The organism is Halomonas sp. ISL-56 (assembly GCF_018612805.1).
Classification (GTDB): Bacteria; Pseudomonadota; Gammaproteobacteria; order Pseudomonadales; family Halomonadaceae; genus Vreelandella.
The window spans coordinates 114,178-128,621 of record NZ_JAGGRO010000019.1; the positions used below are offsets into that span (position 1 = coordinate 114,178).

The 14,444-nt window shown below is 54.8% G+C and carries 13 protein-coding genes; 9 read left to right on the plus strand and 4 right to left on the minus strand.

What is annotated here, in order from left to right; genetic code table 11:
- Positions 1–66: 66 nt before the first annotated feature.
- Together J7J49_RS16365 and J7J49_RS16370 are read right to left on the minus strand one after the other, a co-directional pair.
- A complete protein-coding gene (locus J7J49_RS16365; RefSeq protein ID WP_215094086.1) occupies positions 67–1,908 on the minus strand; it encodes a DUF3413 domain-containing protein in 1,842 nt (613 codons plus the stop codon).
- 355 nt (positions 1,909–2,263) lie between these two features.
- Complete coding sequence (locus tag J7J49_RS16370) at positions 2,264–3,010, minus strand: SDR family NAD(P)-dependent oxidoreductase (RefSeq protein WP_064235655.1); 747 nt, start codon at positions 3,008–3,010, stop codon at positions 2,264–2,266.
- Between the two features lie 166 nt (positions 3,011–3,176).
- On the opposite strand from J7J49_RS16370, the gene folK reads away from it, so the two are divergent.
- The gene (folK, locus tag J7J49_RS16375; RefSeq protein WP_353048388.1) at positions 3,177–3,665 is read left to right on the plus strand and encodes a 2-amino-4-hydroxy-6-hydroxymethyldihydropteridine diphosphokinase; all 489 of its coding nucleotides are present in this window, start codon (positions 3,177–3,179) and stop codon (positions 3,663–3,665) included.
- A 72-nt stretch (positions 3,666–3,737) separates the two neighbouring features.
- Positions 3,738–4,559, plus strand: a complete 822-nt coding sequence (locus tag J7J49_RS16380; RefSeq protein WP_064235654.1) for a flagellin N-terminal helical domain-containing protein — start codon at positions 3,738–3,740, stop codon at positions 4,557–4,559.
- A gap of 26 nt (positions 4,560–4,585) precedes the next feature.
- Here the strand turns inward: J7J49_RS16380 and J7J49_RS16385 are convergent, their stop codons facing one another.
- Positions 4,586–6,154, minus strand: a complete 1,569-nt coding sequence (locus tag J7J49_RS16385) for a BCCT family transporter (RefSeq protein ID WP_215094088.1) — start codon at positions 6,152–6,154, stop codon at positions 4,586–4,588.
- 387 nt (positions 6,155–6,541) lie between these two features.
- Between J7J49_RS16385 and J7J49_RS16390 the strand changes: the two genes are divergently transcribed.
- The 3 genes from J7J49_RS16390 to J7J49_RS16400 are packed head-to-tail and all read left to right on the plus strand — an operon-like array spanning position 6,542 to position 9,212.
- Positions 6,542–7,645 carry an ABC transporter substrate-binding protein gene (locus tag J7J49_RS16390; RefSeq protein WP_251048364.1) on the plus strand — a complete coding sequence of 368 codons (1,104 nt, stop codon included), beginning with the start codon at positions 6,542–6,544 and terminating at the stop codon, positions 7,643–7,645.
- A 2-nt stretch (positions 7,646–7,647) separates the two neighbouring features.
- Positions 7,648–8,430, plus strand: coding sequence for an ABC transporter ATP-binding protein (locus tag J7J49_RS16395; protein WP_064235652.1), 783 nt, complete (start codon positions 7,648–7,650; stop codon positions 8,428–8,430).
- An 11-nt stretch (positions 8,431–8,441) separates the two neighbouring features.
- Positions 8,442–9,212, plus strand: a complete 771-nt coding sequence (locus J7J49_RS16400) for an ABC transporter permease (RefSeq protein ID WP_064235651.1) — start codon at positions 8,442–8,444, stop codon at positions 9,210–9,212.
- A gap of 13 nt (positions 9,213–9,225) precedes the next feature.
- On the opposite strand, the gene J7J49_RS16405 is transcribed toward J7J49_RS16400, so the two are convergent.
- Positions 9,226–9,972 carry a DUF481 domain-containing protein gene (locus J7J49_RS16405; RefSeq protein WP_064235650.1) on the minus strand — a complete coding sequence of 249 codons (747 nt, stop codon included), beginning with the start codon at positions 9,970–9,972 and terminating at the stop codon, positions 9,226–9,228.
- A gap of 123 nt (positions 9,973–10,095) precedes the next feature.
- On the opposite strand from J7J49_RS16405, the gene J7J49_RS16410 reads away from it, so the two are divergent.
- The 4 genes from J7J49_RS16410 to J7J49_RS16425 all read left to right on the plus strand — a co-directional run bounded on the left by J7J49_RS16410 (position 10,096) and on the right by J7J49_RS16425 (position 14,427).
- Positions 10,096–11,760, plus strand: coding sequence for an ATP-binding protein (locus J7J49_RS16410; RefSeq protein ID WP_215094098.1), 1,665 nt, complete (start codon positions 10,096–10,098; stop codon positions 11,758–11,760).
- Between the two features lie 89 nt (positions 11,761–11,849).
- Entirely contained in the window at positions 11,850–12,593 is a 744-nt protein-coding gene (locus J7J49_RS16415; protein ID WP_064235648.1) for a response regulator, read from the plus strand.
- Between the two features lie 204 nt (positions 12,594–12,797).
- Positions 12,798–13,796, plus strand: coding sequence for a tripartite tricarboxylate transporter substrate binding protein (locus tag J7J49_RS16420; RefSeq protein WP_064235647.1), 999 nt, complete (start codon positions 12,798–12,800; stop codon positions 13,794–13,796).
- Positions 13,797–13,944: 148 nt separating this feature from the next.
- A complete protein-coding gene (locus J7J49_RS16425) occupies positions 13,945–14,427 on the plus strand; it encodes a tripartite tricarboxylate transporter TctB family protein (RefSeq protein WP_064235646.1) in 483 nt (160 codons plus the stop codon).
- Positions 14,428–14,444: the final 17 nt, after the last annotated feature.

Genomic DNA, 14,444 nt, shown 5'->3' on the forward strand with positions numbered 1-14,444 from the left:
AGTCAGCTTTGGATGTGTTTCCTGATGTCTATTTCCATCAGGCAATTGCTCGACGTCTTCCTCCCTTCACCGATAGAAACGTGATAAGGCTTGAAGTACTTGAGTTGAGGCAACCGGGTCGGGGCGTAATTCGTCAAGCTCATTCATTTGGTAATCATAGACCTCAAAAGTACCGGTTGGGTGCACAGCGATCTGGTAATCGGGTAATAGGATACCGTAGCCCATGTAGCTCCCTGAAAGCATCCACTCACGCTCTGTCTCGCGATCCAACAGGCTGTGGCCTAGGGTATAGCGCTCGGGCGCAGTTTCACAGCCAAGTACCTCTTCGAGCAGCGTTGGCGCGATATCAGCATGGTGCGTGCGCCGGGTGATTTCTTCACCCGCGTGCCCCGGCAAATGCATGACCAGCGGCACCTTTACTTGCTCCATTGTGTAGTTGCTACCATGGCCCCAGTAGTTCTTGCCGTGCTCGTTGAAAGATTCGCCATGATCTGCAGTGATCACCACGGTGGTATCGTCCAACAGTCCTTTGGTGTCCAGGTCGTCAAGCACGCGGCCCAACTGTTGATCTACATAGCGTGCTGCAGTCCGATAGCGATTCCAGTAAGGTTCTGGGTCGAACTCCGTGCTTAGAAGCATATGATTGATGCTTTCCCAGTAAGGGGTGAAGCGGGGAAAGTCGGGTGGATGGCTGTATCCATGCACGGTGTCATAGAAAAGAAAGCTGAAGAAGGGGCGATTATCTGGATTCTGGTTCTCCTCTTCTGCCCACGCTAGCCAATCGTTGGTGATTTGAAGGTCACGCTCCCAAGGTTCGCCTTGGGCTGGCTGGAGCGAGACATCGTCCAATCCGGCAAAGACGTTGCGGTCGAAGGCGGGGCTAACAAGGGTAGCTGAGGAGAGCACCTTGAAGCGGTAGTTCTGCTCTTTTAGGGTCTCCATTAACACGGGCGGTGTCTGACTGGCAGTAAAGGCGTCCCAGTAGTTCACCGGCAAACCGTAGAAAAGGCTGAATACCCCGGCCTTAGTGGAGTTGCCACCACTGATATGCTCGTTAGCCTTGATCCAACCTGGCTGGTTGGCATAGCGATAGAGGTTCGGCATTACTTCAGGGTTTAGCATGTCATGGCGCAGTGTATCCAGGACAACGAGCATTAGATTGTCTGGCGAAGCGGGTGGCTGACACGATAGCGGAGCGATGGGGTAGATCAGGTCTTGCTCGCCGCCTGGCGCTGCCTCCAGTTCCACGGCATCGCGTACTGCCTGGGCATCTACCCAACCCTGCTCGACGAAGAAACGTTTAGCGGTGGCCGGATAGAAAACCGGCACATGACGGGTCATGCCTGTGATCTCACGGTTATAGTGAGCATCTGCCCAGGCATGCCAGCCATGCACACTGAGAAGGGCGACGACATTGATGGCCAGCACCGACCACACAGGCCAAGATAGCGAACGTTTTCTCAACAGTCTTCCTATGACGCCTTGAAGCGCCAACATGCCCAGAGCCCCGCCGATGACCAGACTCCAGGCTACCCAGGAAAAGCTGAAAACATCGCCGCCAGCGTTGAGCAGTAAGTCAAGAATAAAACCGCTTAGATGGAAGCGATACTGGGCGTAGACAAAAGTATCCAGCAGGAGAAGCAGTTGCAGGGCACTGGCCCACAGCGTCGTTACCAGCCATAACCACTTGCCTCGAATAACGCTCGCCAATAGGAATAACGGCAGAGCGCCCAGCCAAATCAACAGAGACAAATGGCCGAGGAAAATCAGTAGGAGATAGCCCCATTGCGTTGCCCCATCCGGATCGATATAGGGGATATAACGACTGGCGATTAACCAACCCAACAGCAGATTAGCGAGAGTCCAGGCAGCGAGCCAACGCCAGTGAAGAAAAAGCTTCGCGATCATGGGGAGATAATCCAGAACAATTAAACGTTAACCCGAGGAGTTCCTAGTGGCCGTGGGGGTGAAGCGAAAAGCGGCAAAATAGTAACCCAGCTGCGTAGGTTACCCAAGTGATGCCATCATCATTTTTGCTGACGCGAGCTGCCCACTACCTAACCCGAAAGGGTGTTTTTTACCCGTAACGGCTACGGTAGTGGTAGCTGCTTGGAGGATGAGATATCTATGGCCCAAAGCATTAGTTAATTTAGTATAAATGAATTTAACGACAGTGAGTTTAGCAACAGTGAGTTTAGCAACAGTGAATTTAGTAACAGTGAATTTAGTAAACATAGAATTGACGTTTTAAGGGCAGTGTTTTTCAGGAACCGTAATTTTCCGAGTGACGACCCTCTAGGTTGATGGACTCTCCGCCATCGACAAACAGAATTTGCCCCACCACAAAAGTGTTGTCCAATAAATAGTGCAAAGCTTGTACAAGGTGGTCTGGGGCGCCCTGATGTTTCAGCGGAATGCCTTCAATTCGCCACTTAATATAATCGCTAGTACGCTGGGAGGCAGGCAGTACGACGCCGGGAGCGATGCCGTTAATGCGAATGCGCGGGGCAAACTCTAACGCTGCCATGCAGGTCATTTCCGCCAGGCTCTTTTTCGACAGCAGATACGCCGCGTAGGGATACTGGTGATAGGCCATTTTGTTATCGATGATATTGATCACCTGACCCGCTTGAACCGCCGCGGCAAAGTGGCGCGTAAGCAGCAGCGGGGTAAACATATTGATCCGAAACTGGGTCTCTAGCATCGCCAGTTCGGTCGCCGCAATCGGCGCTGGTTCATAGGTGGAGGCGCTGTTCAGCAGTAGGCTAAGCCCAGGGAAACGGCGTTTCGCCGACTGAACCAAGTCGTTCACGTTGTCGGTTAAAAAGTCGCAGCAAAATATTTCACACTCCCGACCCTTGGCGCGGATACCGCTGGCGACTTCTTCGGCTTCCTCCCGGGAGCGGTTAACGTGGAGGGCGATGTCGTAACCTGCATCGGCCAGGGCTTCGGAGAAGCAGCGTCCCAAGCGGGTGGCACCGCCGGTTATCAGAGCAGCTTGTTGGTGCATACAGCGTTCCCTATTATTTTATTGGTATAGGAAGACTTTCTGCGTGAGTGCAGCGTTTGTCAATAACTTATACAGAGCTTGCACGAAGCGCTAGATTTATAGGTGTAAAAGAAGTTCCCTATTTCAGGGTAGTTCTATCAGACGTCACTTTGAATAGGATGTCGCTATGCCACCTATGTCTTTACCACCTATGTCTTTACCACCTATGTCTTTATCTACGCCTTTCCCTTCCGCGCATACCGCCCCACTCCATGAGTGTTTTATCTCATTGGGATCCAATATCGACCCCGACCATAATTTCGTTCAAGCGTTGGAGATTATCAGCCGCGAGTGTGTGTTATTGGCATGTTCAAAAGCGATTCGTACCGCGCCGGTGGGTTACCAGCAGCAGCCCGACTTCTTAAACGCCGCACTATTGGTGAGCACGCCGCTTGAGCGTGAGGCGTTTCGCGCCTACCTCAAAGGGCTCGAAGATCGCCTGGGCCGCGTTCGGGGGGCGATTAAGTCGGGCCCTCGCACCATGGATCTAGACATTATTGCGTGGGATGGGGAGGTCATTGATGACGGCTACTTCCATCACAGCTATGTGAGAAAGCCGGTCGATGAGGTGCTGTCGAGCAGTGGCCGTCGCCTTGAGCCACAAAAACGCTCATGATTTTTGCTGATAGGCCGATAGTAGTGCTATAGCTGCCAGAAAGCGGGCAGCTACCTGCCCTGGAGGCACGCGGTGTTCAGCCTAAATACTAATGTGATGTCGCTTAGCGTGCAGAATAATCTGCGCGGCAGTCAGCAATCTATGCAGACCGCGATGCAGCGCCTCTCTTCCGGGTTGCGCATTAATAGTGCCAAAGATGACGCTGCTGGCCAGGCGATTGCCAATCGCATGACGTCACAAATTAAAGGCATGACCCAGGCGATCCGCAACACCAATGATGGCATCTCTATGGTGCAGACGGCGGAAGGCTCGCTCAATCAGATTAACGATAACCTTCAGCGCATTCGTGAGCTGAGCGTACAAGCGGCTAACGGCACCAACTCTTCTAACGATCTTGTTTCTATCCAAGCCGAGATTGGTCAGCGCATGGAAGAGATTGACCGCGTTGCCGGGCAGAGTAAGTTCAACGGTGTTGGGCTGTTGAATGACACTAAGTCACTGAATATTCAGGTGGGTGCTAACGTTGGTGATAGCATTGCCGTTCGCTTTGACGCGATGAATTTGCAGGGTTTGGGGCTGGAAGGCCTAAACGTATTGGACGATGGCAGTTCGACGGGTAATCCTATCGATATGGTGGATGAAGCGATCAAACGGCTAGATCAACAGCGCAGCTATTTGGGCGCCGTTCAGAACCGCTTTGAAAGTGTGATTGATGGGCTCAATAACAGCATCGTTAACACTTCTGATGCGCGGTCGCGCATTCAGGATGCCGATTACGCCAAGGAAGTTTCCAGCCTTCTTCGCGCGCGTATCCTTCAACAGGCAGGCATCGCTATGCTGGCCCAGGCCAACCAGCAGCCGCAGATGATTCTGCGCCTGCTGGAAGGGCTATAGGGTAGCCAGCGCTGTAGAGCAACACACTAGTCAATAATGCCCTGTTCGCGGGCCATGGCGTAGGCTGCTTTAGGGCCATCCCACAATGAGGGTAATAGAATGAACGATACCGGGATGGCTGTTATCACAATAAATTGTTGAAGAGCCGAGATCTGCCCTGCGCCCATATATAAAAGTACGGCCGCCATTATTGCCATGGCGATTCCCCAAAAGGCGCGCATATAAGGGCTGGGGTCGTCGTGGCCTGCACCTACAACCGCAATGGCGTAGCTCATCGAGTCGCCGGTGGTGGCGACGAATATCGTCGTCAGCATTAAAATGGCCAGTGTCATCCAAGCACCGCCCGGCAGGGCCTGGGCAACCGTCAACGTCGCGACATCAAACTGGAAGTTATTAAGCGCATCGCTCAACTCAATCACGCCCGTCATTTGGTAGTAAATACCTGACCCACCCACCAGAGTAAACCACACGGTGGTGGCAATGGGGGCCAGAACTGCCACAGCGACGATCATCTCGCGGATGCTGCGGCCGCGGGAAATACGCGCCACAAAAATCGCTACCAGTGGGCCAAAACCGATAAACCAGGCAAAGAAAAACACTGTCCACCACTGCATCCACCAAGCGGGAGCGGTTTCCGCTGTAATGGTGGCCATGGGGAAGAACTCACTTATATAGACCCCCATGCTGGAAAGGTAGCTATTGAATAAAAATAGGCTAGGGCCAAACAGCATAATGACGCCACCCACTGCCAGGGCCAGGAACACATTAAAACGGCTAAGTAATTGCATCCCTTTGTGAACACCGCTCATGGCAGAAAGTACGTACATACTGGCTAACACCGCTAATATAACCAATTGGCTGGTGTAGCTGTTGGGAAGGCCAAATATCTCATGCAGGCCAAAACTTACTTGAGTTGCTAGAAAGCCGATGGGGCCCACCGTGCCGGCCACAACCGCTATAACGCAGCACGCATCAATGATGCCGCCCAAGGGCCCGCGCATTAGCCGCTCTCCTAGTAAAGGGTAGAGCAGGGTGCGCGGCTGTAATGGCTGACCTTTCACATAGTGGGCATGGGCAAGCACGATTGCCGTTAACGACCCTAACACCGCCCAGCCAATAAACCCCCAATGCATAAACGACTGCGCCAAGGCGTTGGAAACGGCTTCCGCCGTGCCTGCTTCGCTACTAAAAGCGGGCGGCGTGACGATGAAATGGTAGACCGGCTCCCCGGCGGCAAAAAATACCCCGCCGCCGGCAAGTAACGTACACAAAATAATCGACAGCCACTTAAACGTGCTCATTTCTGGTGCATCTAAATTGCCGATTTTGGCTTTTGCGGCTGGGGTTATCGCCAAACCCATCGCAATAAAGAACGTGAGTAGCAGCAGCAATTGGAAGTAACTACCCAAGGCTAATGCCGTCCAGGCGAAGCCTTTGCTGATAGAGTCGGCTACCAGCGTTACGTCGTAAAGCGATAGCGCCAGGAAAGCGACGATAAAGCCGATGCTCAAGATTAAAACGACGGGATCGCCGAGCGAAAGCCGCCCAGAACCGTTAACGTCAGGGGCTTCGCCGCTTGTGGCGGGGTGATTCATGGTGAATACCTTGTAGGGGCAGGGCTGGCAAAACAGCAGCCTATCAACGCTTTGTGTTAAGCGGCGTAGTACTAATTAAGTAGTGCTAATTAAGTAGTACTAATTAAGACGTGCTGATTTACATGCCAAATAACGGATAAAAAAAAGCGCCATTCAATGAATGGCGCAAGGACAGGAAACTGAACATAGTATACCGGTAATTTAGACTAACGTCTAACATGATTTATTTTGGTGCGCTCTCAAGGTGCAAAGGCACCATATTGGCGACATAAGGCCAGCGGTTAGTGTTTAAAAAGTTGTCTAATACATTGATAAATAGTTAAAAAACTAAAAATGGCAGCATTGCTGCAGAGCTAAAACATATTTTGTATACAAGGTATGCTCACGATGATGACGCCCGCTTCAATATCCTTTATTTCTACTCTAAAGCCCTCCTTTTCTACTCCAACCCCTGGTCACTCTACTGCGCGCCTGCTCACTGGCTGCGTGGCAGCGTTACTATTAATACCGGCGGTCAGTCATGCCGATGACACCCAAATACGTTTTCAATTGGACTGGCGCTTTGAAGGCCCCTCCGCGCCGTTTTTAATGGCTGCTGAAAAAGGCTACTTCGCTGAAGAGGGGTTGGATGTACAAATTGATTCGGGCAGCGGTTCGGCAGGGGCAATTAACCGCGTGGCGTCTGGGGCCTATGAAATGGGCTTTGGCGATCTTAACGCGCTGGTCGAGTTTCTCGCTGAAAACCCCGACGGCCCCGGTATTCAGGGCGTTTATATCGTTTACGATGGTACCCCCGCTGCGGTGTTTGCGCGTAAAGACCGCGGTATCGAGAGCCCGGCTGATCTGAATGGTAAAACCATCGCTGCCCCCGCCTTTGACACCGGTTACCGCGCCTGGGGCGTGTTTGCCGCCGCTAATGACATGGAAGCTGACGCAGTAGAGTGGCAGAACGTCGACCCCACGCTGCGTGAAACCCTGCTAACCCGGGGCGATGTGGACGCCATCACCGGCTTTTACTTCACCAGCCTGCTTAACCTTGAAGAGCGTGGCATGAGTGAAGATGAACTGACGATTATGCCGTTCCCCGACTATGGCGTGCCGCTATACGGTAACGCGATTATCGCCAGTGAATCCTTCGCCGAAGACAATCCCGAAGCTGTGCAAGGCTTTCTGCGCGCCTTCAATAGGGCCTTGGGCGAAACCATTGCCGACCCTGAAGCCGCCATTGAGTACGTCAAAAACCGTGACGGCTTGATTGATGTGGAGATGGAAACCCGTCGATTGAAGCTTGCTCTGGAGAGTGTCGTTGATACCCCCGATGCCCGTGAGAATGGTGTCGGCGGCGTCGATGAAGCGCGCCTGCAGGAAGCTATCCAGCTTGTCGCCGACGCCTATGATTTGCCCTCTGTGCCGTCGCCAGACCAGGTGTTTAACTCAAGCTACTTACCTACTCAGCAAGAGCGCATGCTGTTTTCGGCCGAGGGTGAATAAGCATGTCGGCAGCGTTCGTCACCTTTGATGACGTTAGCCTGGCCTACGATACGTCGGGTAACGCTATTGAAGATATTAACTTAAGCATCCACGAAGGCGAGTTTGTCGCCTTTGTTGGGCCTTCTGGGTGCGGTAAGTCGACCTTTATGAAACTCTGCACCGGTTTGCATGCGCCCACGACCGGGGCTGTGAATGTGGATGGAGAGCCGGTCACTGGGCCGCTGAAGATCTCCGGTATGGCGTTTCAAAACGCTAACCTGCTGCCCTGGCGCACCACTCTGGATAACGTCTTGCTGCCGCTGGAGATCGTCAAGCCTTACCGCCATCAGTTTCGTAAACGGCGTGAAGAGTTTGTCGGCTGGGCGCGCAAGCTGCTCAAGACCGTAGGGCTGGAAGGCTACGAAGACCAGTACCCGTGGCAGCTTTCTGGCGGTATGCAGCAGCGGGCATCGATCTGCCGGGCGCTGATTCATCAGCCGCGCCTGCTGATGTTGGATGAACCCTTTGGCGCGCTGGATGCGTTTACCCGCGAAGAGCTGTGGTGCGTGCTGCGTGACCTGTGGGAAGCGCAGCGCTTTACGGTGGTATTGGTCACTCATGACCTACGCGAGGCGGCGTTTCTCGCCGACACCGTCTACATCATGAGTCGCCGCCCTGGCCGGGTGATTGAGCGCCGTCAAATTGAGCTGCCGCGCCCCCGTGCCCTGGAAACCACTTACCAAAAACCCTTTATTGATCTGGTGCAGGAACTGCGCGCTCAGATTGGCGAAGTACGCAGCACTTAACAGGCACGCTTATGACGAAACATAACCCGTTAATTGAACGGCTCGCGCCGTGGATCGCGGTGGTGGCGCTGGTCATCATCTGGGAAGTCACCGTGCGGCTGTTTGATGTGCCCAGCTTTATCTTTCCCAGCGCCTTGGAGACCGCCCAGGCACTGGTGACCTATTCCGGGCCCATCGCCATGCACTCCTGGCAAACCTTCTGGACCACGCTGATTGGCTTTGGCCTGGGAGTTGCCGTGGGGCTGGTGTTGGGCTTTATTATCGGCTCATCGCGCTTTTTGTATAACGCCTGCTACCCGCTGCTGGTGGGCTTTAACGCTATCCCCAAGGTCGCTTTCGTGCCGATTTTAGTGGTCTGGTTTGGGATTGGCTCGGTACCGGCGATTCTCACCGCCTTTTTAATCTGCTTCTTCCCGATTGTGGTCAACGTGGCGACCGGTTTAGCCACGCTGGAGCCTGAAATGGAGGATGTGCTGCGGGTGCTGGGCGCGCGGCGTATGGATGTGCTGCTGAAAGTCGGCCTGCCGCGCTCGCTGCCCTACTTCTTTGCTTCACTGAAGGTCGCCATTACCCTGGCGTTTGTAGGCACGGTGGTGTCAGAGACCGTCGCTTCGAACCAGGGTATTGGCTATCTGATGATGAGCGCTGGCTCGCAAATGCGCATGGGGCTGGTATTTGCCGGATTGCTGGTGATCAGCGCCATGGCCATGGTGATGTACGAGCTATTTGCCCAGTTGGAAAAGCGTATGACCGGGTGGGCGCACCGGGGTCAGAATCGTTAAGCCAGTATTGGGCTTACCAACGATAGAGCAGCGAGGCGCTGGTGGTACTGTCGGTGCGCGCGCTGGTGTCATCGGGTGGCTGGGAGTTGTGCTTAAGTTCGTGGGATAGGCGCAGCGACAGCTTCGCGTTAAGGCGGGCGGTAAGCGCCGTTAGCGAACGGGAGGTGGTGTTCTGGTTGGTATACTCTACCGACATTTCCTGCTGGATATCGGCGTAGTCGGAAAACCCCCAGCGATAATCCAGCGCGGTGTAGGTCACCATCAAGCGTTCATCGTCGTACTCGCGCAGCCGGTCGTGACGATAGCCGGGGCCCGCTTCTAACGACAGGGTATGGGTGTCGTTCTCCAGAATCTGGCGCCCGTAACCCCCAATTGCTGACAGTTGCTGATCATAACCGGCAAAACGATCCTTCTCCCAGCGGGCAAAGCCAAATAGATAGTGCGGGCCGTCTAGCTCATAGCGCTCGCGTCCGGAGATCAGGTACTGCTCGGCGCTGGTTTCGTTTTCTTTACTCACCGTGCGCACTTCACCACGCAGCGAATAGGTGAATTTACCGGTTAGCCATGTCAGCAGCGTTTTACCAATCAGCGTTTGGCTATTGGTATTGCCCGAAAGGTGGGTAAAGCCCAGCTCGGCGTCGCCACTGAACACCGGCGCATCTTCCAGGGGAGGTGGTGGAGCGTAAAACGGGTTGGCATAAGCAGCGCTTAACCATAGTGGCCAGCAGGCCAGCACAATAATCCATCTAACGATTGCCACTACATCCCTCCTTGGTTTCGGCAGAGGCGTATTATATCAGCGAACGATGACACGAGTGATGGCAATTAACGTCGTTTGCTGGCGCGTGCCATAATGGTGCGGTCACGCATTTCGAGTTTAACTATGAGCGTTTCTCGCCCCCGAACATTAGCCGACCTGCAGCGCTGGCGTCGCACCCGCGCAAGGCGCAGTTGGTATAAACGCAGTTTTCGCCTGCAGGTAATGCTGTTGGTCGGGCTGCTATTAGCGGGCATGCTACTGGCACAGGGCACCTATCTCAATCACCGTAAGGCGGAAATTATTAGCCAGCAGATGGGTGAGCGAGCGCTGGCGGTGGCTAAAACGGTGGCCTCGATGCCACAAATTATTAATGCCTTTGCGATCCCCGACCCCGCTTTCATTATTCAGCCCCTCGCAGAGCGCATTCGCCATGAAACCGGTGCTCGCTATGTCGTTGTGGGCAACGCCCAAAGTATTCGCTACTCCCACCCCGTGCCGGAGCGTATTGGTCAGCCAATGGTTGGCGGCGATAATGATCAGGCGCTGATTCATGGCCAGTTTTATGTCTCCGAGGCGACCGGTTCATTGGGTACTGCCATTCGTGGCAAGGCACCCATATGGGATGAAGAGGGCAATATCATTGGACTGGTGTCTGTCGGCTTTATGATGGATCGGGTGGCCATGGACGTGGCGCGCTATAACAGCTTTGGCTGGGCGCTGGTCGCACTAATGATTACGCTGGGTTTTGCTGGCGCCTACTGGCTATCGCAGCATCTTAAAAAGGTCATTTTAGGCCTGGAACCCTACGAAATTGCCCGCTTGGCAATGGAGAAAGAAGCCATTTTGCAGTCGATTCACGAAGGCATTCTGGCGGTCAATCGCGAGGGCCATATTACCCTGGTCAACCAGCAGGCGCGGCGCTTTCTCAACTTGGACGATGAGCATGTGCTGCTGGGGCAGCCCATTCGTGAGGTGGTGCCTAATTCGCGGCTACTGGAGGTGCTTAGGCGCGGCGAGCAAGAGTTCGACCAGGAGATGTGGCTGGGCGATCACCCTGTCATCGTGAATCGGGTGCCAATTCTGCACGAGGGAGAAATTGAAGGGGCGGTGGCGACTTTCCGCAGCCGTCGCGAGATCGTTGATCTATCCCAGGCGCTAACCCAGGCCAGCCGCGATGTGGATATGCTGCGCGCCCAGGCCCACGAATTCTCCAATAAGCTCTACACCATCTCCGGGTTACTGCAGTTAGAGCGAATCGAGGAAGCCTTGGCGCTGATCCATCAGGAAACCGCCCGCGCCCAAGCGCAGATGAGCTTTTTAATGCGCAATGTAGCCGACGCCGTGCTTAGCGGCACCCTGCTGGGTAAACTAACCCGCGCACGGGAGCTGGGCGTGGCGCTGGAAATTGATGAGCAAAGCTCGCTCTCCTGCCCGCTAACGCCCACCGGGCAAGAGGTAATGATGAGCGTGGTGGGTAACCTGCTGGACAACGCCTGCCATGCCGCGCTGAATGGGCCGAGTAAAGAGCCCAGCGTTCGCCTGTTTTTCACCGATTTGGGCGAGCAGTTGTTGATCGAAGTGGAGGACAACGGGCCTGGCGTGCCCGCCGAACTCGCCGAGTCGATTTTCCAGGAAGGCTTCTCGACCAAAGCCGGTAAGCACCAGGGCATCGGCCTAGCGCTGGTGGCCAGGCTCTGCCGCCAGCACGGCGGCGCCGTGACCCTGGAGGAGAGCGAGCTGGGCGGGGCGTGCTTTATCGCGGTACTCGACCGCTCGCTCTGCGCGTAGCCAGACCAGCAGTCGTCTCAACAGCGCTCTCAACAACAATTCCAAAGCAGTACCAAAAACAGTGACTACGACAGCTAGGGAGGCAGGCAATGTCTGATGGGCAGTACGGTATTTTGGTCGTTGAAGACGATTTTCGCATTGCCGATATTCATAGGGCCTTTATTGAACAGAGCGATGGCTTCTATGTGGTGGGCATGGCGCGCAACGGTAGTGAAGCCAAGGCCATTATGGCCGAGCAGGCTGCTAGCATTCAGTTAATTTTGCTTGATGCCTACCTGCCCGATGTTGAAGGACTGGAGCTGTTATGGGCGATTCGCCGCGACTATGTGCATGTGGATATCGTTATGGTCACCGCCGCACGGGAAGTGGAAACCATCAGCGAGGCGCTGCGTGGCGGGGTGTTCGACTACCTGATCAAGCCCATTGAAGCCACCCGAATGACTCAGATGCTGACCCGCTTTCGTCGTGAGCGTGAAGCCTTGGCCAACCGGGCCGAGATGAACCAAGACGAGCTGGATTCTGTGCTGGCGCGCATGCAGCCCGGCGAGTCGTCGCGGGCTAAAAACGCCGCTCAGTCTCAAGCCCTGCCCAAGGGCATTGATCGGCTGACGTTGCGCCGGGTGATTGACGCCCTGGCAGACGCCCCCGACTCCCTCACCGCTATGCAAATGGCGCGCACCATGGGCGCCAGCCGGTCTACCGCGCGCCGCTATTTAGAATTTTTAGTCGCCGAACAGGCAGTCAGTGCCGAGCTGGGCTATGGTGATGTAGGGCGACCCGAGCGTCGCTATCGGCTGTTGGAGGCGGCACACAAGTGGCTAGACTCTCTATAAGTGCATGCTATAAATGCATGCCACAAGCAAGTCGGCGTGAACAAAATGAACAAAATGCCCATAAAGAACTTTTTGTCTTTTATGCGCACAAGCTTGTCGGTCAGGGGCATGGTCTTCTAACGTTCGCGACGTGCAGTCTCACAACAAGAAGCGCTACATAGCAACATCATCACACAACAACACTGATACGTGGAGAACGCCATCATGACCTCGCTTACCCTCAAGCGGTTATCTGTAGTTGCGCTACCCCTCGCCGCTTTTGCCGCAATGACGACCGCCGCACAGGCGCAAGAGTGGACCCCGAGCCGCTCTATCGAATTCGTCGCACCGGCTAACCCCGGCGGCGGTTGGGATACCCTCGTGCGCACCATGTCACGGGTGATTCAGCAAGAAGAACTGGCCGACGAGAGCTTTGCTGCGATCAACGTACCCGGTGGTGGCGGTGCCGTAGCCTGGGCGCAAGTAGCGCGCGATGAAGGCAACCCGCATAAGCTGTTTGCCACTAGCCCGCCGATGATTCTAGTGCCGCTGGCAGGCGCTTCGCGTTACGACCACACCAACTTTACCCCGGTCGCGCGGATTAACACTGACTACTCCATCATTCTGGTCGCGGCGGACTCCGAGTATCAAGATCTTGAAGATCTGCTCACCGCGCTGAAAGAAGATCCTAGCTTGAGCGTGGGCGGTGGCAGTGCCCCTGGCTCTATGGATCATATCGCCATTGCGGGACTTGCCTCTGCGGCCGGTATGGAAGCCTCGTCGGTCAACTACATCCCGTTCTCGGGCGGTGGCGATGCCATGACTAACCTGATGGGCGGCCACATTGAAGCCGTTGTCGGCGGTGCTGGCGAAGCGGTTGGCCAATTAGGCGAAGGCAGCCAGCTGCGTGCGCTGGGCGTCTCTTCTGAAGAGCGTTTGGGCGGCGGCTTGAGCGAAGTGCCGACGTATCAAGAGCAGGGCTTCGACTACACCTTCGATATCTGGCGCGGCGTGATGGGCGCTCCCGGTATGCCTGAAGAAGCAGTTGCTTACTACGAAGATCTGTTCGCCGAAATGTTGGAAACCGACGCATGGCGCGAAGCGAGTGACCAACTAGGCTGGATCGACGCCTATCAAAACAGCGAAGAATTTGGCGCCTTTTTGGATCAGCAGCAAGAGCAGTTCAGCGATGTGCTGAGCGAGCTTGGCCTACTGCGCCAGTAACCCTACTCCCGTATAACCCAGCCGCCCAAGCGCGGCTGGGGCTTCCTGTCGTTAACCGTTGGTTGTTAGCTACTAGTCGTTAAAACTGGTTGTTAAGAACAAGCTTGTTAACCGCTGGAGGCGTGTTGGCTCCTTCGGAGAGACTCCTATGACTCGTTTAAATACCAATCAGTGGTTAGCACTGGTATTTGCGGTATTAGCTGCTGGCTATATCGCGATGGCGTGGCAAATCCCTACTTTCCCCCTGCCACGGCCGGTTGATTCTGACCTCTTTCCTAAAGTATTGGGCTTCGCGCTACTGATCCTGTCGGTGTTTCTGTTTTTCGAGAAACCTACCCCGATAGCCGGTGCTAATGAGATAGACCAAGAAGCCACCCAAGGCCCAATGCTGTTGACGCCGTGGGCGCGGGTCATCGTGACCTCACTGGCGATTGCCGCCTATGCGTTTTTGCTGGTACCTCTGGGCTTTGTGCTCGCCTCAACGCTACTCTGCGTTGGTCTGACGGCCTATTACGGTTATCGCCGCCATGGGGTCAACCTCGCTACATCGCTGGGGGTAGTGCTGGCGCTCTACCTGACCATGACGCGGGTGATGGATGTTTACCTGCCCACTGGCGTGCTGCCTTTCTAAACAAAGCCTTGTTAGCA

Coding starts and splice junctions, on each gene's coding strand:
- J7J49_RS16365 (WP_215094086.1), bottom strand. CDS start 1,908: ATGATCGCGAAGCTTTTTCTTCACTGGCGTTGGCTCGCTGCCTGGACT.
- J7J49_RS16370 (WP_064235655.1), bottom strand. CDS start 3,010: ATGCACCAACAAGCTGCTCTGATAACCGGCGGTGCCACCCGCTTGGGA.
- folK (WP_353048388.1), top strand. CDS start 3,177: ATGCCACCTATGTCTTTACCACCTATGTCTTTACCACCTATGTCTTTA.
- J7J49_RS16385 (WP_215094088.1), bottom strand. CDS start 6,154: ATGAATCACCCCGCCACAAGCGGCGAAGCCCCTGACGTTAACGGTTCT.
- J7J49_RS16390 (WP_251048364.1), top strand. CDS start 6,542: ATGATGACGCCCGCTTCAATATCCTTTATTTCTACTCTAAAGCCCTCC.
- J7J49_RS16395 (WP_064235652.1), top strand. CDS start 7,648: ATGTCGGCAGCGTTCGTCACCTTTGATGACGTTAGCCTGGCCTACGAT.
- J7J49_RS16400 (WP_064235651.1), top strand. CDS start 8,442: ATGACGAAACATAACCCGTTAATTGAACGGCTCGCGCCGTGGATCGCG.
- J7J49_RS16410 (WP_215094098.1), top strand. CDS start 10,096: ATGAGCGTTTCTCGCCCCCGAACATTAGCCGACCTGCAGCGCTGGCGT.
- J7J49_RS16415 (WP_064235648.1), top strand. CDS start 11,850: ATGTCTGATGGGCAGTACGGTATTTTGGTCGTTGAAGACGATTTTCGC.
- J7J49_RS16420 (WP_064235647.1), top strand. CDS start 12,798: ATGACCTCGCTTACCCTCAAGCGGTTATCTGTAGTTGCGCTACCCCTC.
- J7J49_RS16425 (WP_064235646.1), top strand. CDS start 13,945: ATGACTCGTTTAAATACCAATCAGTGGTTAGCACTGGTATTTGCGGTA.